The sequence below is a fragment of the Leptolyngbya sp. BC1307 genome (assembly GCF_002286735.1).
Classification (GTDB): Bacteria; Cyanobacteriota; Cyanobacteriia; order Phormidesmidales; family Phormidesmidaceae; genus Phormidesmis.
Map to the genome: position 1 here is coordinate 15408 of NZ_NRTA01000020.1, position 21657 is coordinate 37064.

9 protein-coding genes are annotated in these 21657 nt (G+C 57.4%); 5 read left to right on the plus strand and 4 right to left on the minus strand.

What is annotated here, in order from left to right; all coding sequences use genetic code 11:
- Positions 1-423: 423 nt before the first annotated feature.
- The 3 genes from CKL79_RS12455 to CKL79_RS23180 all read right to left on the minus strand — a co-directional run bounded on the left by CKL79_RS12455 (position 424) and on the right by CKL79_RS23180 (position 5235).
- Positions 424-4638: a chemotaxis protein CheB gene (locus CKL79_RS12455; RefSeq protein WP_121969911.1), complete on the minus strand. Its 4215-nt coding sequence runs from the start codon at positions 4636-4638 to the stop codon at positions 424-426.
- Positions 4639-4673: 35 nt separating this feature from the next.
- Positions 4674-4955 carry a helix-turn-helix domain-containing protein gene (locus tag CKL79_RS12460; protein WP_240518833.1) on the minus strand — a complete coding sequence of 94 codons (282 nt, stop codon included), beginning with the start codon at positions 4953-4955 and terminating at the stop codon, positions 4674-4676.
- Positions 4956-5094: 139 nt separating this feature from the next.
- Entirely contained in the window at positions 5095-5235 is a 141-nt protein-coding gene (locus CKL79_RS23180) for a hypothetical protein (protein ID WP_170944051.1), read from the minus strand.
- Between the two features lie 248 nt (positions 5236-5483).
- Between CKL79_RS23180 and CKL79_RS12465 the strand changes: the two genes are divergently transcribed.
- From CKL79_RS12465 to CKL79_RS12480, 4 genes are all read left to right on the plus strand, one after another.
- Positions 5484-8126, plus strand: coding sequence for a PAS domain S-box protein (locus CKL79_RS12465; protein ID WP_121969912.1), 2643 nt, complete (start codon positions 5484-5486; stop codon positions 8124-8126).
- Positions 8123-11386 carry a PAS domain-containing protein gene (locus CKL79_RS12470; protein ID WP_121969913.1) on the plus strand — a complete coding sequence of 1088 codons (3264 nt, stop codon included), beginning with the start codon at positions 8123-8125 and terminating at the stop codon, positions 11384-11386. The genes CKL79_RS12465 and CKL79_RS12470 overlap by 4 nt, the downstream gene beginning before the upstream one ends.
- Positions 11387-11458: 72 nt before the next feature.
- Positions 11459-12685, plus strand: coding sequence for an EAL domain-containing response regulator (locus CKL79_RS12475; RefSeq protein ID WP_121969914.1), 1227 nt, complete (start codon positions 11459-11461; stop codon positions 12683-12685).
- A gap of 205 nt (positions 12686-12890) precedes the next feature.
- On the plus strand, positions 12891-16988 hold the full coding sequence (locus tag CKL79_RS12480) for a PAS domain S-box protein (RefSeq protein ID WP_121969915.1): 4098 nt from the start codon (positions 12891-12893) through the stop codon (positions 16986-16988).
- Between the two features lie 803 nt (positions 16989-17791).
- Here CKL79_RS12480 and CKL79_RS12490 read toward each other — a convergent pair.
- Positions 17792-19276, minus strand: coding sequence for a TonB family protein (locus CKL79_RS12490; RefSeq protein ID WP_121969916.1), 1485 nt, complete (start codon positions 19274-19276; stop codon positions 17792-17794).
- Positions 19277-19824: 548 nt separating this feature from the next.
- Here CKL79_RS12490 and CKL79_RS12495 point away from each other — a divergent pair.
- A complete protein-coding gene (locus CKL79_RS12495) occupies positions 19825-21564 on the plus strand; it encodes an ABC transporter ATP-binding protein (RefSeq protein WP_121969917.1) in 1740 nt (579 codons plus the stop codon).
- The last annotated feature ends 93 nt before the right edge of the window (positions 21565-21657 follow it).

Sequence of the window (21657 nt, forward strand, 5' to 3'; positions counted from 1 at the left end):
GCCCATCACCTAGCGGATTGGCGAGCCGCTAGGCTACCCACATACCTTTTGGTCTCAGTGTTTCAGCCTGATTTCACTGATTGACACATGGGCGTTGCTTCGTCAACGGTTCACTTGCGTTAACCCTTTCGGACTTCCCCTTGCTCCTTCCCGGTTTAGGCGACTAGGTCAGGATACGTTCGTGGTCTGCATTCCACTGACATCATTACTAATGTCAGCGTGACCGGAGTCGGTGACTCTGTTAGGTGGGGACAGCAGGACAGGTGCTGCTGAGAGATAATCTCCACTCTTAATTTGGCTATTGCCTCCTTGTCACACTCGACTTATCTACATCGCACCGCCAACAGTGTCCTATACAAAGGCGAACTTCAGCTTACCTATCCTCCTTTTTTCTGGCTTTTCTTATCCCGAACTGACGCTGTATTAGGGATTGCTCTGATTCAGAGACATATGCTGCTCAATCAAATTCTTGAGCTGATCGAGATTCACAGGCTTAGTGAAGTGCTTATCAAACCCGGCAGCCTTAGCTTTGGCTTTATCCTCTGGCTGGCCGTAGCCGCTATTGGCAATCAAATAAACCGCGTCCAGTGCCGGATCTGAGCGAATGGCGCGGGCGACGGCATAGCCATCCATCGCAGCGGTCAGGCCAATGTCGCTGATGATGACATCTGGCTGAAGCTGCCTGGCCAGTGATAGGCCGTGCTCGCCATCGTTTGCTATGTCTATCTGGTAGCCCAAATCTTCTAAAAAAAGCTGTAGAAGAAAGGCCGAATCCTCGTTGTCTTCAATGATTAAAATATGTTTGGCCCCGCTTGCTGCCACAGATGAAGCGAAAACAGCATCTGACGGAGGAGGCAAAACCTCGGTGGCTCCTATCAACTGGGGTAGCCTGATCATGACAGCAGTGCCTTGCCCTATCCCTGCACTCTCTGCCCAAATTTGCCCCTCATGAAGCTCGATAATGCCCTTCGCTAAGGGTAGTCCCAAGCCCAATCCACCGCTGCGCGCCAAACTGCGATCTTCCTGGCTAAACGCTGTGAAAATGCGAGTGAGCGCTTCTACTTCCATGCCAATGCCCGTATCAGTCATTCGGGTGATGACATGCTCTGACTCCACTTGGGTAGAGATCTCAATATGTCCATCGAGATCAGAGAACTTAATCGCATTTTGTAAGACATTGGTGAAAGCCTGCATCAGGCGAGCCGTGTCTCCATTAACCCAGACAACGGCCTCAGGCAGCACAGCATTGAGCGTAAGCCTTTTCTCTGATACAGCGCTCTCAGCATCTGTAACCAGATCTCTGAGCAGCTGCGTCAGATCCATTTGCTGCCGGTGTAGCTGAATCTTCTGGTAGGCAACTCGCGAAACATCAAGCAAGTCATCTACCAGGCGAGTGAGCTGGGTGATCTGGCGACTGGCGACGGTGTAAAGCTGCCCGGCGCGTTGGTGAAGCTGCTCATGCGATGAATCGCGAGAGGCTGTCTCCGTAAAATCTGCTGCTTTCAGGGTTTGCATCAGCGTAATGCTGTTGCTAAGCGCGTCGAGCGGATTGCGCAGTTCATGACCTAAAGCAGCTAAGAAGTCGTCCTTACGGCGGTCAGCGGCTTTTAGCTCCGCTTCATTTTGCCTGCGCTCAGTAATGTCTTCGATCAACAGCAAAATCATGTCGGCGTTGTCTTCTCGTTGCAGCCTGCAAGCATTCAGCAGCAGTGTTTTTTGCCCAATTTGCTCGAAATCATGATCCACCTCAAAATTTTGCACCGGATGATCATTCGTCAGAATTGCTTCGAGCACCGATCGCAGTGGGGAGATATTCCACTGCCCGTTGCCGAGTTCAAACAAAGAGACCTGCTCGGTGGCTGGAGCGGATACCTGAAACGTTTTGTAGAAGGCTCGATTGGCGGTGTTGACTTGCAGATCGGCATCAAGCACCACCAGCGGGGTTTGCACGGTTTCGACGATCGCTTCGGCGTAGTTGCGGGCGGCTTCTAGGGTGGCAGCATGGCGTTTGAGCGCGTCAATATCGACAAACACCAGCGTCACGCCGTCGATTTGGTTTTCGGTGGTGCGATAGGGACGAATGCGGAGGCTGTACCAGTGACCTGTTTTGGTTTGAATCTCCTGTTCCTGGGTGTTGAGGGTTTCCAGCACCTCCAAAATCATCGGTTCTAGCTGGGAAACATCGAAGTTGGCGTGGAGGTCGCTAAACGGTCGCCCGACATCGGTCGGAATGAAATTGAATAGTCGCTGGGCGGTGGGGGTAAAGCGGCGAATCCTTAAGTCGTTGGTCAGCATGACAATCGGCACACTGATGCTGGCAACAAAGTTGTTCAGGTCGCTGTTGTCACGGTTTTGTTGCAGGTTGCGGCTGCGAAGTTCGTCGTTGGTAGTCGAGAGTTCTTCATTGGTGGCTTGAATCTCTTCCTTTGCCGTTTGCAGTTCTTCGTTGGTGCTTTGCAGTTTCTCATTGCTCGACAGAATTCTTTCGTTTGCCACCTGCAGGCTTTGGTTCAGTTGGTTTTGCTCCTGAACCACCGCTTGCAGGTGAGCTTGTGCCGAGAGTTCTCGTTGGGTAGCGGCGGCCAGCGCCTGCCGCAACTGCATAATTTCCCGCTCTAGATCGGCTGGCTCTTGGCTCGCAATCGGAGCGGGGTTGAGGGCAGCGGCAGGGGGTGAGATGGTTTCCAACACGACCAAAAAATAGCGCGTGCGCGTCGTGGTTGGACGGAACGGCATCACTTCTAGATTGAGCCAGTGCGGTTGCTCCCCCGCTTCTAGCTGAATCTGTTCTTGGCGCACGACCGCGTTTTCGGCCTGGGCCTGATACAGGGCAGTGCGAAGGGTGAGCGACAAGCTTTCCCGCACCATCAGCAGCAGGTTTAGCTCGGTGGTTCCCGGTATCAATTTCAGGTACGGGTCGAGATCGCCGCGCATTTGTAAAATCTGCATCTGGTCATCCACCACGACGGATAGCGGCGCGTAGCGGTTGAAGATCAGTTGGCTCACTTCTTGGACTAGATCAACCGGACTAACGAAGCTTTCAGAGATGCGTTGCGGACTGTTAGCGCTGGAGGCGGATTGAGTAGTCTGAAACGAAAATAAGGGACGAGTTAAGGTCAATTTTCGGGCATAGAGCTTGCAGGCTTCATCCAGAGTCGCAAACAAATCTGAGGCAGTTTTGACGGTTTCAGACGTGCCCAGCAGCAGCAGGCCGGTTAAGTTGAGGCTGTAATGAAACAGCGACATCAGGCGTTCTTGCAGCGGGTCTGATAGATAAATCAGCACGTTGCGACAGCTAATTAAATCAAGATTAGTGAAGGGGGGGTCGCCCGCTAAGTTATGACGGGCAAACACGCACAGTCCGCGGACAGCGCTGCTGATTTGATACCCGCCGCTAGGCAAGGACACAAAGAAGCGGCGTTGACGCTCCGGTGAAACCCCTTTCATCTCGCTGTCTAAATAGAAGCCGGATCTGGCTTTGCTAATGGCCGTTTCGCTAATGTCGGTGGCAAAAATCTGAATCGGCGGCACGGTCGCCTGATCATCGAAAAACTCTAGCAGGCAAATGGCGATCGAGTAGACTTCTTCCCCGGTGGAACAACCCGTGACCCAAATCCGAATTGGGGTTTCTGCCGATTTGTTTTGGCTAATCGTGGGAAAAACCTGTGTTTTTAACTGTTCAAAAACTTCCGGGTCACGGAAGAAACTGGTGACGTGGATTAAAACTTCCTCATACAATGCCTGCACTTCCGCCGGATGCGCTTGCAGATATTCAGCGTAGTCTTCCAGGCTTTCGATTTGATACAACACCATCCGGCGCTGCATCCGGCGATTTAAAGTATTCGGTTTGTAGAGCGTGAAATCAACGCCAGTCGTTTTCCGCAAGAGCGCAAAGATTCTCGCCAACGCATCACCCGGCTCGGGCGGCACCTCCTTCACCACTTGGATTGGCTCTACGGCAACCAAAAAGGGACTGCGGCTCAGTTTGGCCAGTGATTCGGCAATTTGTTCCGGCGGCAGCACAAAATCCACGTTGCCCGTCGCCACAGCCGTATTCGGCATACTGTCAAAGGTGGCTGTCGCCTCACTTTGAGCAAAGGTTATACCGCCAGCCACTTTGACCGCTTTCAACCCCTGAGAACCATCGCCATCTGCACCAGATAGCACAATGGCGATCGCTTTAGTGCCGCGATCAAGGGCTAACGACTCAAAAAACGCATCTCCCGGATGATATTTCCCATTAGTTTTCTGTCGCGGCCCTAGATGTAGCAGTCCGTCCTCCAGCGTCATCTGGCTGTTGGGCGGAATCACGTAGATCTCGTTTGGCTCAACTGTCATCCGGTCTGTCACCTGCTGCACAGGCATGGCGGTGACTCTGCCCAAAATTTCAGACAGCAAGCTTTCGTGGTCAGGCGATAAATGCTGAATCAGCACAAATGCCATGCCCGTATCGGTGGGCAGGTGACGCAGCAGTTCCGTAAATGCCTCTAACCCTCCGGCGGAAGCGGCAATGCCGACCACCGGAAAGGGAGCGTCGGTTTTGGATGATTGCTCCAAATTCATGGTTTCAGCCGCGACTTCTTGTGAGTTACTCGCAGAGCGCACGTCAGATGAATTTTCTTCGGAGGGGGAAATCATGAATTATGGGTGGTGATCGGCTCGGCAGGGTGAATTCAACGGTCTTTTGGGAAATACTGCGCTAACAGACGCTGAGCGATCTCCTGGTCTGCCGTAGCCTGAGACTGGCTCAGTTCGAGCAGCAAGGTTCGCAATTGCCGCAGGGCGAGCGGCATTGGTTTCGCGCGATAATTCTCCCAGCGGTTGACCGTGACAACGGTCACGCCTAATTTGGCAGCAAACTGCTCTTGCGTGAGTCCATACAGCGATCTCAGGGGCAAAATCAAGGCATTCATATCGATGGACTGGGAGTTGGCATGATTCGTCGCTGATTTCATCTATACAGCTCCTCTGAAATTAAAGGATGATACATCATTGTGATTTAATTTCCATCAGACCACCCAAAACATATGACGAGTCTACTAGAAGGCATACTCGCTTAACAGAATCGGAGTCGTCTCGGTTTTCAATCCCTTTCTAGATTGGGAGTAGAGGGGCGTTGTTGGATTGGGTAGGTAGGGCATAAGCAGGGTCGTCTGGCTCAAAGTCGAGCATCCCTTCACGGCCATTAGCCCGACTGCTGAGGTGCATGCGAATCATAATGTAGGTCTGCACCACTAAGGGGAAGAGGGTTAGTTCCCGCTCCTATGGGGACATGCGGCTATGGGAGCTTACACCGGCTGCTGCCCCAGCAGCCGGTGCTGTAACACCTCCGGCTATGCCGATAACGTCTTGACCCATCAGGAGAGGGCCGGGGGCCGGGATACAATTGCTGCACGAACCCTGCCAGCGGGCCGAGCTGACCCATAAAATCCGTCAAGCTCTCGCCAGAGGTTAACCATGGGATATTTTCTCGCCGTACCGTTATGACCTGCCCAGTTCCCATTCCCTCCCCTCGCCTGGCCAAAGGGTTCGCCATCGCCGGGCTGGCGGTGGTGTTTGTCACTGATACCTGGACGTTCCTGGGATTTGGCCACGCTAGCCTGTACCCGCTGTTTGTGGCGGTAGCGGGCTTCTCTCGCAGCGATCGCTGGGTGGTGATGGTTGCCGTCGCCAGTCTGGGGCTAACGGCGGCGGGCTTTTTTGTGTCACCGCCAGCTCCCGCCAATTTTGCCATCGCCTATGTGATTGCCAATCGGCTGCTGGCGGCTGTGGCGATCGCCACGACCGGCGGCCTTACCCTGGTCATTTTGCGGTACATCAAGCAGGTAAACGCCTCCCAGCGGGCGCTTAGCGACACCTACGAAACCCTCAGGTCGCAGCAGATCCTGCTGCAAATTGCCAGCGAAATTGGCCATCTGGGGGGCTGGCTGGTGCCTTTGCCCGAGGGCATCTGTATCTGGTCTGAGGAGGTGTGCCGCATCCACGAGGTCGAGCCGGGGTTTTCCCCTACCGTAGCCCAAGGCATTGAGTTCTATTCGCCCGAATACCGCGATCGCATTGACACCGTCTTTACCGCCTGTGCCGAAATTGGCCGGCCCTTCCACGAAGAGCTGCAAATTATCACCGCCCGCCAGCGCCGAGTGTGGGTGCGCACCATTGGTCAGGCCGTGCGCAACGACCAGGGGGTAATTGTGGCAGTGCAGGGGGCCTTCCAAGACATCACGGCCCAAAAGCAGGCCGAAGCATCCTTAGAGCGCAGCGAGCAGCGGTTTCGCCAGCTGGCTGACGCCATGCCCCTGATCGTGTGGACCGCCGACCCTGACGGCGTTGTTGACTATGCCAGCCACGCTCTGCGGGTCTACACCGGCATCTATGAACCCGAACCCCACCCCAGCCAGATCTGGATGACCCTGCTACACCCCGACGATTTTGACCCTTGCCTGACGGTGTGGGCTGCTGCGGTGCAAACCGCTAGCCCCTATCGGTTTGAGTTTCGTCTGCGGCGCTACGACGGCGACTACCGCTGGCACTTGGTGCAGGCCGTCCCCATTCAGGATAAGGACGGCACCACGGTCAAGTGGTACGGCACCGCGATCGAAATTCACGAGCAAAAGCAGCTTGCCCATGAAGCTCGCCAGACTGCTGATCGCTTTAACACCACTCTAGAGAGCATCACCGACGCCTTTTTTACCCTCGATCACGAGTGGCGCTTCACCTTTCTCAACCGCCAGGCCGAGCGGCTTTTGCATCGCCAGCGGGCCGATCTGCTGGGTAACTGTCTGTGGGATGAGTTTCCAGAGGCGGTGGGCACCGTTTTTGAGCAGCAGTATAGACAGGCCATTAACGAGGGGCGATCGGTCGAATTTCGAGAATTTTATCCGACCCTCAACAGCTGGTTTGACGTGCGGGCCTACCCCTCCAGCGAGGGCCTGGCCGTGTATTTTCAAGACGTGAGCGATCGCATTGTCCTAGAAGAGCAGCTGCAACAGTCCCAGCGGCTAGAGTCGGTGGGCCAGCTCACCGGCGGCATTGCCCACGACTTTAACAATCTGCTGACCGTGATTTTGGGCAACGCCGAGTTGCTCAGCGAAATGCTCAAATCCGACCCCAAACTCCAGCCCCTAGCGGAGATGATTGGCAGCGCCGCCCAGCGGGGGGCCGACCTCACCCAGCGGCTGCTGGCCTTTGCCCGTCGCCAGGCCCTCGACCCCGAGGCTGTAGAGGTCAACCAGCTGATTGCCACCATGGATGGGCTGCTGCGCCGCACCCTGGGAGAGCATATTGAGATTGAGATCGTGCGCGGAGCCGGGCTGTGGCCCGCCCTGGTTGACCCTGCCCAGATCGAAAGCGCCCTGCTCAATCTCTGCCTCAACGCCCGCGATGCCATGGTTCAGGGCGGCCGACTGACGATTGAAACCGCCAATACCCGCCTCAGCCAAGACTACGCCGACCAGCATGTAGAGGTGGTGCCGGGGCAGTACGTCATGGTGGCGGTGTCAGACACGGGCCTAGGCATTGCCCCCGAAAATCTAGAGCGGGTGTTTGAGCCCTTTTTTACGACTAAAGAAACCGGCAAGGGTACTGGCCTGGGGTTGAGCATGGTTTACGGCTTTGTCAAGCAGTCGGGGGGCCACATTAAGCTCTATTCTGAGCTGGGTCAGGGCACCACCATTAAAATGTATCTACCCCGCTTTTGGGGCGACACCGAGCCTCAGCCCCGTCAGGTAGATAGATCCGTAGTGGGTGGCTCAGAGCTAATTTTACTGGTCGAAGACGACGAACTGGTGCGCCGCTACGCCCACGATCAGCTGGTAAATCTGGGCTACCGGGTGCTGGTGGCCACCAACGGCCCCACCGCCCTGATCCTGCTGCGTCAGCGAGACGACATTGACCTGCTATTTACCGATGTGGTCATGCCCGGCGGCATGAGCGGGCGCGAGCTAGCCTACCTGGCCCGGCGGTTCAGACCAGGTTTAAATGTGCTTTACACTTCGGGTTATACCGAAGATGCCATCGTCCATCATGGCCGATTAGACCCTGGGGTGCAGCTCTTGAGCAAGCCCTACAGCAGAGCCGAACTCTCGCAAAAAATTCGCGATGCGCTGGCCGCACCGCACCGCCCATGACCCGACCCACCTCTCCCCGACCCATTTCAGAGCAGCTACGGCTGCAGGTGCTGCGATCGCACTACCTGCTCGACACCCCCGCCGAGGCGGCCTACGACAACCTGGTACGGCTGGCGGCCCACCTGTGCCAGGTGCCCATAGCTGTGGTCAACCTGATCGACGAGCACCGCCAGTGGTCTAAGGCCGCCGTGGGCCTAGAGCGGTTTGAAAGCCCCCGCGACATCTCCTTTTGCACCCACGTGGTCGATAGCGATGCCCCCCTGGTGGTGGCCGACACCCACCAAGATGCCCGCTTTGCCGACAACCCCTTCGTGGTCGGCCCGCCCCACCTGCGCTTCTACGCAGGGCTGCCGCTCAGGTCGTCCCTGGGGGTGCCCCTGGGCACCCTGGCGGTGTTTGACCGGGTGCCCAGCACCCTCACCGCCGAACAAATGCGCCTGCTAGAGGCCCTGGCCCAGCAGGTCATGGCCCAGCTAGAGCTCCGGTTTGAGCGCATTCACCATCGCCTCACCGCCCTGCGCCTGTCCGTGGCCCAGCGGTTTAGCCAGATAAACACCTGGCAGCTCTACATCGACGAGAACCGCCTGCTGTGGACCGAGGGCATCTACCAGCTGACCGGCCTGACCGCCGACAGCTTTGACGAAACTTTGGAGGCCTTTGTGGCGCTGGTGCACCCCGGAGATCGCGACGCGGTCATCGCCGCCCTGATCCAGGCGGTGCAGGGCCAGCCCCTCGACCTAGAGCACCGGCTGGTGCGCCCCGACGGCGAGGTGCGCCAGGTGTGGCTCCAGGGCCAGAGCTTTGCCGGCGACAGCGCCTTTCCCCCCATGCTGGTGGGCACCCTGCAAGACCTCACCGCCGACAAGCTGGCCCAGGCCCAGCAGCAGGCCCAGCAGCAAGAGCTGCGCTACGCCCACGACACCCTCAGCTTTCACATCGACAACTCCCCCCTGGCGGTGGTGGAGTGGGACGGGGCCTTTCGGGTCAGCCACTGGTCTCCCCAGGCCGCCGCCCTGTTTGGCTGGAGCGAAGCCGAGATGCGGGGGCAGCACCCCGGCGACTGGCCCTTTGTCTACCCCGACGACGCCCCCATCGTCGAGCCGGTGATGGCCCAGCTGCTCAACGGCGAAGCCCGGCGTAACGTCAGCCGCAACCGCAACCTAACCCGCAGCGGCGCGGTGGTGCACTGCGAGTGGTACAACTCGGCGCGGCTCGACGACGACGGCAACTTGATCTCAATTTTTTCGCTGGTGCTCGATGTCACCGAGCGGGTGCAGGCAGAGCAGGCGATCGCCGCCGGTCTGGCCCGCGAGCAGGCGACTGGAGCTGCCCTGCTGCTGCGCACCCGCGAGCTGCAGCGGATTAACGAGCAGCTGCAAAAGAGCCGCGCCCTGGCCCGCATCGGCGGGCGGCTGGGGCGGCTGGGGGGCTGGGCCGCCGATATTGACCGCAACCAGGTGTACTGGTCAGAGGAAATCTTTCACATTTTAGAGTGGGCGAGCGACGATGCCCCCTCCCTAGAAAACGCCCTCAATCTCTACCCTCCAGAGCACCGACAGCGGTTGAGCGCCGCCATTGCCACCTGCGCCCAGGGGGGTACCCCCTTTGATCTGGATGTCGAGCTATACACCGCCACCGGGCGACGGTTTTGGGCCAGGGCCATAGGCGAAGCCGAGCGCAACGCCGAGGGCAACATTGTGCGAGTGATTGGGGCGTTGCAAGACATCTCGGCCCAGAAGCAGGCCGAGTCGGCCCTAGCGCGGTTTGCCACCCGGCTGCGCACTACCCTCGAAAGCATGACCGACGCCTTCTACCTGCTCGATGACCAGTGGCGCTTCACCTACCTCAATAGCGAGGCCGAGCGCGTGCTCCAGCGGCCGCCGGGAGAGCTAATTGGCCAGGTGGTGTGGGAAGCGTTTCCTGAGGCGCGACAGTCTCAGCTCTATGCTGAGTATCACGCGGCGGTGGACAAAAATCAGTCTCGACACTTTGAGCTGTACTACGCGCCGCTGCACGAGTGGTTCGACATCAATGCCTACTCCTCCACCGACGGTCTGGCGGTGTACTTTCGGGTGATTAGCGATCGCATTGCCCTCGAAGATCAGCTGCGCCAGGCCCAGCGTTTAGAGTCGCTGGGTCAGCTGACCGGCGGCATTGCCCACGACTTTAACAACCTGCTCACCGTGGTCGTGGGCAATGCCGATCTGCTGGCCGAAACCCTCGCCCCCGACTCGACCCTGCGCCCCCTGGCCGAGATGATCAGCAGCGCTGCCCAGCGTGGGGCCGAGCTCACCCAGCGGCTGCTGGCCTTTGCCCGTCGCCAGGCCCTCGACCCCAAGCCCGTTGAGGTCAACCAGCTGATTATCACCATGACCAACCTGCTGTGCCGCACCCTAGGCGAGCACATCGAAGTGGTAAGACTGCCCGCAGACGATCTGTGGCCCGCTCTAGTAGATGCCGCCCAGCTGGAGAGCGCCCTGCTCAACCTCTGCCTCAATGCCCGCGATGCCATGGCCCAAGGCGGCAATCTGATGATCGAGACCAGCAATGTCTACCTCGATCCAGACTACGCCGCTCAGCATGTCGAGGCCCAGGCGGGCCAGTACGTGCTGATCACTGTCTCAGACAGCGGCATAGGCATTGCCGTAGAGAATCTACCCCGTGTGTTTGAGCCCTTTTTTACCACTAAAGAAAGGGGCAAGGGCACTGGGCTTGGGCTTAGTATGGTGTACGGCTTTGCCAAGCAGTCGAACGGGCACATTACGATTTATTCGGAATTGGGACATGGCACCACCATCAGGCTGTATGTACCTAGATATCGGGGGAGCCAAGGAGACCTTGCTGAGATGGTGGCTATGACAGCGCCGGCAGGTGGTGAAGAAAAGATACTTTTGGTCGAAGATGACGACCTAGTGCGTCACTATGTGCAAAATCAGTTAGAACAGTTGGGCTATCGAGTGACGGTGGCCAGCAGCGGCCCGGCGGCTTTAGAAATAATCCGGCAGCAGCCCGAGATCGACCTGCTGTTTACCGATGTGGTTATGCCCGGCGGCATGAGTGGCCGAGAGCTGGGCGATGCCGCCCGGCGACTGCGACCCGATCTCAAAATTCTCTACACCTCGGGCTATTCAGAGCAGGTAATCGTGCACCACGGGCGGCTCGACCCCGGCATCAAGCTGCTGAGCAAGCCCTATCGGCGCGCCGATCTGGCCCAAAAAGTTCGCGATGTGCTGGATGAAAGCGCTAATAAGCAGGCTTAAGCAGGGCGCGGATAGAGGATGGGGCAGTGACAGATCTATACACCACAGTCGCGTGGAGAGAGCGGTAAAGGGATGGGCGATCGCCGACTGTTGATTTTGGATGACGACCCCATGACCGGGGAAACCATTCAGCGGATTGCTGAATTTGCCGGTTTGGAGGTGTACTTTACCCCCGACCCCGACCGATTTTTTGCTCTGCTCCACGACTGGCAACCCACCCACATTGCCCTCGACCTGGTAATGCCCACCATGGACGGCATGGAGGTGATGGCCCGGCTGGCCAAGCTGTCGTGCCGGGCCAAAATTATCATCACCAGCGGTGTGGGCAGCCGGGTGCTCGACGCCGCCGGGCGCTCGGCTGCCGAACACGGCCTCGACATTGCCGGGGTGCTGGCCAAACCCTTCTCGCCCCCCCAGCTGCGAGAGATGCTGCTCGGCCAGATTAGCACTGCGCCGCCGCCGCCGACCGTTGCGATCGCCCCATCTGAGCCACCCGAGATTACCCTGACCGACCTGCACCGGGCCCTTGATCGCCAGGAGTTTGTGTTGGCCTACCAGCCCAAGGTGCTCTGCACCACGGGCGAACTGGCCGGGGTTGAGGCTCTGGTGCGGTGGGCTCACCCCAGCTACGGCCTGCTGCCGCCGGGGCGGTTTATTCCCCTGGCGGAGAGCTGCGATCTGATCGATCCCATCACCGACCAGGTGATCGATCAGGCGCTGGCCTGGTTTGGGTCGCTTTGCGTCGGGGCCACTCAGCTGTCGCCCACCACCCGCGATCGCCTGATGCTGTCGGTGAATATTTCGGCCCGCACCCTGACTAACAGTGCCCTGTTTGAGCGCGTGCGCGAGCGCTGCGAGGCCCACCGCGTTGACCCCACCCGGCTGATCTTTGAACTCACCGAAACCAGCGCCATGGATGACCCCGTGGCCTCCCTCGATCTGCTCACCCGGCTGCGGATGATTGGCTTTCACCTGTCGATCGACGACTTTGGCACCGGGTTTTCGTCGATGCTACAGCTGGTGCGGCTGCCCTTTTCCGAAATTAAGGTCGACAAGTCCTTTGTGATGACGGCCATGACATCCCCCGAGTCGCGCACGGTGGTCAAATTTATCGTTGATCTGGGCCACAGCCTAGGTTTGCGCTGCACCGCCGAAGGGGTTGAAGACGCCGAGATCCTCGACTACCTGAATCATATTGGCTGCGACCTGGCCCAGGGGTACCACATTGCCCGGCCCCTGTCCGGCCAAGATTTCTGGCCCTGGCTGGCCTCGCGCACCTACACGATCATCCGCCCCTGAGAGGATGATCGGGCCACATACGTGGGTTTGAAGTTCGGGCAGGGAATGTCCCCACGCTGTTTTCCCCGTGCCCGTTAACCGCAGCCCGTAAAATTACAGCCTGTGAAGCTGTAGGTAGCATTGATCGCCCCCTAGTTTGTAAGGGAACTATAAAGAAACAGTGCAAACGCACACATTTGCAAACAAGTCGTCATGCAGGCCCAGAATGAATGACTCACCCGACGACGCTGAAAGGCTGGCGGCGGTGCAGCGATACCACATTTTAGATACGCCGCCGGATGGGGCCTTTGACCGCATTACAGCGATCGCCGCCCGCTTGTTTCAGGTGCCGATTGCGTTGGTTACGGTGGTTGATAGCGATCGCATATGGTTTAAGTCGCGCCACGGGTTGGCCGTAGAACAGATTGATCGAGAGCCAGGGCTGTGCGCCTCGGCAATTTTGCAGGGCGAGGTCTACGCCATTGCCGACGCCCTGCAAGACCCGCGCACGCTGACGAATTCCCTGGTGCGGGGCGAGTTTGGCCTCAGGTTTTACGCCGCCGCCCCCCTCACCACCCAGGATGGCTATAACCTCGGCACCCTGTGCATTATTGATCGCCAGCCCCGCCAGCTCACCGCTGACGAAGCCCAAACCCTGGTCGATCTGGCCGCCGTGGTGATGGATGAACTGGAGATGCGCCTGTCGGCCCGCCAGCTGGTGGCCACCACCGCCGCCCAGCGGGTGGCCATCGACAACCTCTACCACGGGGCTCCCTGCGGCTATCACTCCCTGGATGCCGACGGGATAATTATTGAAATCAACGACACCGAGCTGGGGTGGCTGGGCTACAGCCGCGAGGCGGTGGTGGGCCAGCTGCGCTTCTCGGATGTGATTACCCCCGCTGGTCAAGCCACCTTTGCCGCCAGCTTCCCCCAGTTCAAACGGCAGGGTCGCATCGACGATCTGGAGTTTGAGCTGGTGCGGGCCGATGGCACTACCCAGTGGATTTTGATCAGCGAGATCGCCGAGTACGACGAGCAGGGCAACTACGTAAGCAGCCGATCAACGGCCTACAACATTAGCGATCGCAAACGCACCGAGCTTGCCCTGCGACAGCTCAACCAGTCTTTAGAAGCCAAGGTGACCGATCGCACCGCCGAACTGGCCTATCGCAACGCCGAGCTAGAGGCCAGCAACCAGGCCCTACACCTGAGCAACCTGCGCTTTCGCAGCGCCTTTGACTATGCCGGCATTGGCATGGCTCTAGTCAGCCTAGAGGGCCACTGGCTAGAGGTGAATCGCTCGCTGTGTGAAATCACGGGCTATGGCGAAGCCGAACTGCTCGCCACCACATTTCAGGCCATCACCCACCCCGATGACCTAGATACCGATCTAGACCTGGTGAGGCAGCTGCTCAGTCAAGACATTCGCCACTACCACCTCGAAAAACGCTATCGCCACCAGCAGGGCCACTGGATTTGGGTCATGCTCAGCGTGTCGATTGTGACTGACGAGAGACAGGTGCCGCTCTATTTTGTGGCTCAAATTCAGGATATCAACGAGCGCAAGCAGTCAGAGCTTGCCCTGCACAAGAGCCAGACCATGCTGCTAGAGGCCCAGAAGATCGGCCACATTGGCAGCTGGGAGTACGAGGTCGCCACCCAAAAAGTGACCTGGTCCGCCGAAAAATTTCGCATTTTGGGGCGCGACCCCGCCCTAGGCGAACCCAGCTTTGACGAGCTGCTGCAGCTCTACCATCCCGAGGATGGCGACCGACTGCGCCAGGCGGTGGAGCGCACCCTGACTACTGGCGAGCCTTACAGCATCGGGCTAAAATGTACCCGCAGCGACGGGGTAATTCGCTACCTCGAAGACCGGGGCCAGGCCGAACGCAGTGCCCAGGGCAATATCGTTCGCCTGTTTGGCATCGCCCAAGATGTTACCGATCGCGTACAGGCCGAGCGCGAGCTGCGGGAAATGAGCACCGCTTTAGCCCACGCCGTCGAAGGTATTTCTCGGTTAGACCACACCGGGCGCTACCTCAGCGTCAACCAGGCCTACGCGGCCATGGTGGGCTACACCCCAGACGAACTGGTGGGCCAAAACTGGCAAATGACCGTTCACCCTGACGATCTAGAACGAGTCACCCTGGCCTACGAGCAGATGCTGGCCGAGGGCAAGGTAAATGTCGAAGCTCGGGGAGTCCGTAAAGATGGCTCAATTTTCCACAAGCAGTTGTTCATGGTAGTGGCCTACGACGACCAGCAGCAGAGCCACGGCCACTACTGCTTTATGAAAGACATCAGCGAACGCGCCCAGCTCGAAGCTGAGCGTAGGCAGGCCGAGATTGCTCTGCAACAAGAATTAGAACGCCTATCTGAGGTGGTGGATACCCAGCAAAAGGTCGCCCTGGTCAATCCTCGCCTAGAGCAGGTGATGACGGTGATCGCGGAGAGCGCTCTGTCGTTGACCCAAGCCGATGGGGCCGCCGTTGAGCTATTAGAAGGCACCGAGCTTGTGTGCCAGGCCGGCAGCGGTATCGCCCAAGCCCATTTGGGCTGGCGATTGCCCTTGACCAACAGTCTGGGCGGGCAGTGCCTTACCGAGGGTCGAGCGCTGTACTGTGCAGATGTGGATAGCGATGGGTATGGCAATCTTCCTATTGTTCAGGCCCTCGGCCTGCGATCGGTGGTAGTAGTACCTCTGACATACCAGGCAGAACGGGTCGGTGTAATTAGAGTCTTCTCACTCCAGCCCCACGCCTTTACGGGGGCTGACCGGCAAACCCTACAGTTAATGGCTGGTTTCCTGGCGGCCAGCCTGCACCTGGCTAAAGAATTTGAGGCTAAAACGACCCTGCTGCAAGACCTGCAAGACAGCGAAGAGCGCTATCGTTCGGTGGTGGCAGCTCTGTCTGAGGGGGTAGCCGTGGTGCAGGCCGATGGCACCTTGGTCACCTGCAATGCCAGCGCCGCCAAGATCGTGGGCCTGCAAAGCGGGCAGATCGTGGGGCGATCGCTGGCTGATATGGCCCTAACCTTCATTCAAGACGATGGTTCTCCCTGCCCTGACGACGACCACCCGGCCTGGATCACCCTGCGCACCGGGCAGCCGGTCAACAATCGGGTGCTGGGCCTAGTCGAACCCCAAGGCACCACCTGGATTTCTTGCAACACTCGCCCCTTGCAGCACCCAAATGCCCCCCTGCCCTACGCGGTGGTGCTATCGTTCACGGATATTACCGAACTCAGGCGCTCGGAGGTGGCGGCCCTGCGGCGGCGGGCCGAGCAGGAGCGTCTGCTCAGCGAGATTGCCCAGCGCATTCGCCAGACCCTCGACCTAGAGGCAATTCTCACCACCACCGTCACCGAGGTGCAGCAGTTTTTACGCACTGACCGGGTGATGATCTATCGGTTCGAGGTCGATGGTAGCGGCACGGTGATTGCCGAGGCGGTCACGGCGGGGCTGCCCTCCTTGCTGGGTCAAAGAATCCAAACCACCGTCGACGAAAGCCGCCTGGCGAGTTATCAACGGGGCGAGGTCAGAGCCTATGCCGACATCCAGACAGAAGAGACAATTGCCTGCCCTGTGGATCGCCTCACCCAGGCTCAGGCCAAGGTGATTGTGCCCATTGTGCAGGGCAATAGCCTGTGGGGTATGCTGCTGGCCTACCACGGCCAGAGCCCCCACCCCTGGGAAGCCTCTGAGCTTGACGTGCTCAAGCGACTAGCCATCCAGCTGGCGATCGCAATTCAGCAGTCGCAGCTGTACCAGCACATTCAGACCGTGAACCGCCAGCTCGAACACCTGGCCACCCACGACGGCCTCACCCAGCTGGCCAACCGCCGCAGCTTTGATACTCACCTTCAGCAGGAGTGGAGCCGCCTGCTGCGGGTTCAGGCTCCCCTGAGCCTGATTTTGTGCGACATCGACTACTTCAAACCCTACAACGACACCTACGGCCACCCTGCCGGGGATGTGTGTTTGCAGCAGGTGGCCCAGGCTCTAGATCAGGTGGCCCAGCGCCCCGCCGACCTAGTGGCCCGCTACGGCGGCGAAGAGTTTGCCCTGGTGCTGCCCGACACCGGTCGCGCTGGGGCCGAGGCGATCGCCTGCGCCATTCAGCAGGCCCTTGCAAAGCTGGGGCTGTACCACGGGGCCTCGCCCTTGGGCCAGCGCATTACCCTCAGTCTGGGCATTGCCAGCGTCATTCCAACGGCGGGGCAGAAAGCTCAAATCTTGATCGACCAGGCCGATGCTGCTCTCTACACCGCCAAGCAGCAGGGGCGCGATCGCTACTGCCTAGCGCCTACCGCCCTGTAGCGGGCAGCCACATAAACCTTGTTCAAAGAAGCTAGAACTGTGGTGCGCCTATCTGGAAGGGGCTAACCTGGAGGAAGCCCAGCTCCAAGGGGCTGAACTGAAGGGCGCCAACCGGCAAGAGGCTAAACTGCTGAACACCAATCTGCAAGAGGCTCAAAACTTAACCGACGAACAACTCACATCGGCAAAGCTCTGCCGCACCACCCTCCCCGACAGCATCACCCTAGACCCAAACCGCGAATGCGAAGAACTGGGCATCGATCCGGAGACTGGAAGATATATTTGAGACACCCCTGAGACAGCAAAATAGGCTAGTCCACGGGGCAGGTTAGCTGCTCGATCAGGCAACTACTCAACATATCTTCATGAGCTAAATACACTGCTGAGGCTGGCTTGCAGCCGTTTCCCAACCAGTGATAGCTAGACCGTGAGACTCACGATTTTTCGCCGTTTGAGCTCTAGTGTCGGGATCTGTTTTAGGCCAAGTTCAGCCCTGCCTACTGAGCGATCATGAGACTCATATTGAGATTTAGATTAGCTTAGAGGACGATAAGTTATTGGCTAAAAGTATTGAAGTTAGTGGGTTTTAACCGAAACCATCTTGAGCTTAGTCAGATTGAGACTTAAAAGTCTCAATCTGGAATATGCCTTTCCGGGGGGTTATGCAAATAATCCCAGGTTCCTCCATGCTTAACTGTCGCTAAGCATATCAGGGCTGAAGTATTGCGCTAACAAGGTACAAATGAACTAAATTGCCCCATTTCGCAGCTTCGCTACTTTAGGGCCAAATAGCCCCTGCTAAACTATCCTGGCGGACTGATATCGGGAACCGGGGCGGAGGGGGCAGGTTGTTGTGGCACAGGTTGCGGTGCAGGTTGTGGCGCAGGCTCTGGTGCAGAAGGTGCAGGTTGCGGTGCAGGCTCTGGTGCAGAAGGTGCAGGTGTAGGCTCTGAGATAGAAGGACTGGGCTCTGGAGTGTTTGCAGGTGTGGGAGAGGCTGTTTCTGGGGCAGCGGGTGTGATAGGGGTGTCTTCAGGGCGATTGGCGGGTGGGTTGTTTGCAGGGGGCGGATTAGTTGCAGCTTCTGGGGCGGGAGAGCTTTGCTCGCGCTCAGGATCTCTGACAACTTCTCTTTCGGGTACCGTTACAGATTCTCGCTCACCTCTCTGGCGGGCACGGCGAGATCGCTCTGATCCCTCAATGCCAAAATCGATTTCCACTGACACCGACCCGCTACGCCCACCGCTGTCTAGCTCATAGTTACGGGCAGCATTCATCGCCGCTGCATCTAGGGCTGCATTGCCACTCGACTGTTCTAGTACTACACCCACGACCCTACCGTTTTCGTCATACTCCAGGCTGACTGAGGGCGATCCTTCCACCTCTGCTTGTAAGGCTTCTTCAGGGTATTCAGGGCGATCGCACCGACGACACCTCACAGTACTAGACCCGCTGCCATCGCCATCGCCATCACTATCCGCCGTACCTGATCCCGATCCCTCTGACGGGCCAGTACGCCGCGCAGTCTCCGTCCCCGTTCCAGTCGGCGCTGAGGATGGCTCGCTCGTTCCCGTAGCAGTCTCACCTGCGCCTTCTCTTGCACGAGCCCGCCTCAATCGATCTCTCAAGGTGTTAACATCAGGCGCATCAGAATCGGCATCTTCCGTATCACCGGCATTATTAGCAGCGGTTTCAATCGGTTCTGAATCATCCTCGGCACCGTCTGATTCTGTCTCGTCGGCCTCTGTCTCGCTAGTCTCTAATTCATTCGTTTCTTCAGGGTCCTCGGCCTCCAGCTCTGAAGCGGGATCATCGGATTCAACGATATCTTCTGTCTCAGGCTCAGCAGAAGGCTCTTCGTCTTCGGGTTCCGATACTTCAGCCTCCTCAATGGGGTCAGCGTTGACGGGTTCGGGATCGTCCAAGGCAGCGGGCTGAGGCTCAGGTTGAAAAGAGGAAATTGATGGAGGTGGCGCTGATGATCCGCCTGAAATTTGCACTTCAGCCGCTAGTTCTGCTTGGGCTAATGCTTCTGTCAGCGCTTCCACACTCTCTTCAGGCGGCACTTCTTCGATCACTTCCTCAGGCGTTTCAGCCGGATCGGTAGGGCCAGTGACCACCAGGGCAATCCGCTCAGGCAGATCGATTGCATCCGGTGGAATTAGAGCCATTAGGGGAATCAGTCCTAAGTGGGCACCTGCTGCCACTAAAAGACCTCGCAATAGCCATTTTTTAGCGATCGCATTTTCCTTAGCATGTTGCTTCAAGCAAGTGGCAGAAAGACTCATAGCGGCAAATACAAGGGCAGAGAGTTAGAAATGCTGAAAAAAGCATCTCTAACAGGATCAGTTCCCATTAATACTACAGTAATGTACTTCCTATTTGATATAAGCCTTGACCTGACTTGGCAAGATTTTGCTGCATTATGGGCAGAAACTGAGCGGCAGTATGCGCCTGTGACTTCGATTGACCATTTTCTGTGTCGGAGCCTGGGTGATTCTTATCTGGCCTTCTACAATAGTAAGCTGGGCCATCGTCGTCGATAGCCTAATTTAAGCTGCGAGTGTTACTCAAAACCAGCCAACTTTAAACCACGCCAGGCGATCGCGTCATGGGCTGACAACTCTAATGGCATTAATTATCATTGGTATAGGCTACCTGTGTATTTACGCAGGCAACGAGTCCTAGTGCCTGTTTCAGGGCTGTTCTGACAGGTAAGCAGCTTTTTGGGTCTACTTTCTCCGAGTAGGGGCCAAAAAACTCCGTGTAAGCGTCCTTTAAATCATCAGACTTGGCTACACTACTGCTCTGAGTTTTGTGAAGTTAAATCTGGTGCATGAGTAAGTCGGGGCGGGTCTATAACAAATTTCTCGTCACCTATCTCTCACCCCAGCGGGGTCGAGTTGCTGGCATTGCGATCGCACTATTCGCCAGCATTGGCTTGCAGGTACTCAATCCTCAGATTTTGCGCTATTTCATTGATACGGCAGTTGCTGGCGGGCCGCAGCGTTTGTTAGTGCAGGCAGCTTTGGGGTTTATGGCGATCGCCCTCATTCGTCAAAGCTTAGCTGTCGCCGCTACCTACTTCAGCGAAACCGTTGCCTGGAGTGCGACTAACAACCTTCGTCTGGATCTAGTTCAGCACTGCCTTCAGCTCGATTTGGCCTTTCACAAAGCCCATACGCCCGGTGAACTGGTAGAAAAGGTCGATGGAGATGTCGATGCGCTCTCTCGCTTTTTCTCTCAGTTTGTGCTGCAGGTCGTGGGAAATGGGCTGCTGGTGGCGGGTGTGCTGGGCGTGCTGTGGTGGGAAGACTGGCGAGCGGGATTGGCCTTGAGTCTGTTTGCTGTCATAGCGCTAGGTATTTTAAGCCGGTTGCAGGCTCTGGCTGTTGGCCCCTGGCGGTTGTATCGCCAAATTAGTGCTGAATTTTATGGCTTTGTGGGAGAGTATTTGAGTGGACTAGAAGATATTCGGGCGAATGGAGCAACGGGCTATGTGATGGATCGCTTCTACCGCATTTTACGGCAATGGCTGAAGGCTTTTCACCGGGCTAGGCTGACGAGCACGCTGCTGTGGGGAACGACGGTGGGATTGTTTTCGGTAGGGACGGCGATCGCCCTTGCCCTAGGTGCCTACCTCTGGAGCCGCAATGCTATCACCATCGGCACCGTTTATCTGCTGTATTACTATGCGACGCTGCTAGAAGAACCTATAGAGAAAATCCGTGAAGAACTCGAACAGTTCCAACAAGCCACTGCTAGCTTTCAGCGTATTCAAGATCTTTTGCAGCAACAAAGCCACCTACATCCAGCGGGACGGGCGGTATTGCCGCAGGGAGCGCTGGATGTAAAGTTTGAAGCAGTTTGCTTTGGGTATGACGCTGCGCCGACGCTGGAGAATGTAACCTTTGACCTACCTGCTGGACAAACGCTAGGACTGTTGGGTCGCACGGGCAGCGGCAAAAGTACGCTGGCTCGTCTGCTGTTGCGACTGTACGATATTCAGCATGGAGAGATATGTTTGGGCGGGATAAATGTGGCTGAGGTGCCGCTGAGTATACTGCCGCACCGGATCGGCCTTGTGACTCAGGATGTGCAGCTTTTTCAAACGACGGTACGCAACAATCTGACGTTTTTTAATCCGCGCATTTTAGATGAACAAATTTTGAAAACGTTGGCGGATTTGGGCCTAATGCCCTGGCTAGAGCGTTTGCCGCAGGGACTAGATACGCAGCTAGGGGCAGACAGCAGTGGGCTTTCGGCAGGGCAGGCACAGCTTTTGGCCTTTGCACGGGTGTTCTTGAAAGATCCGGGGCTGGTGATACTCGATGAAGCCTCTTCTCGGCTCGACCCGACGACGGAGGCGCTGATTGAGCGAGCGGTGGATCGGCTGCTAGGAAAGCGTACGGGCATTATTATTGCTCATCGGCTAGAGACGGTGAGACGGGCGGATCAGATTTTGATTTTGGAGCAGGGACGGGTGGTAGAGTATGGCGATCGCATCGGTCTCGCCTGTGATGCTCGCTCCAACTTCTCTCGATTACTGCAAGCAGGTACAGTTCAAAAGGTTTAGATAGCCAACTTGGGCGTGGTTCAAGCCTGAAATACAACCCATGAGCTTGCTAAGGTAGACCCATAGAGCGTATTATTAGCGAGAATATTTCTC

Bases quoted from the DNA above. Each gene is read 5' to 3' on its own strand.
- CKL79_RS12455 (WP_121969911.1), bottom strand. From the start codon at position 4,638: ATGATTTCCCCCTCCGAAGAAAATTCATCTGACGTGCGCTCTGCGAGT.
- CKL79_RS12460 (WP_240518833.1), bottom strand. From the start codon at position 4,955: ATGAAATCAGCGACGAATCATGCCAACTCCCAGTCCATCGATATGAAT.
- CKL79_RS12465 (WP_121969912.1), top strand. From the start codon at position 5,484: ATGACCTGCCCAGTTCCCATTCCCTCCCCTCGCCTGGCCAAAGGGTTC.
- CKL79_RS12470 (WP_121969913.1), top strand. From the start codon at position 8,123: ATGACCCGACCCACCTCTCCCCGACCCATTTCAGAGCAGCTACGGCTG.
- CKL79_RS12475 (WP_121969914.1), top strand. From the start codon at position 11,459: ATGGGCGATCGCCGACTGTTGATTTTGGATGACGACCCCATGACCGGG.
- CKL79_RS12480 (WP_121969915.1), top strand. From the start codon at position 12,891: ATGAATGACTCACCCGACGACGCTGAAAGGCTGGCGGCGGTGCAGCGA.
- CKL79_RS12490 (WP_121969916.1), bottom strand. From the start codon at position 19,276: ATGAGTCTTTCTGCCACTTGCTTGAAGCAACATGCTAAGGAAAATGCG.
- CKL79_RS12495 (WP_121969917.1), top strand. From the start codon at position 19,825: ATGAGTAAGTCGGGGCGGGTCTATAACAAATTTCTCGTCACCTATCTC.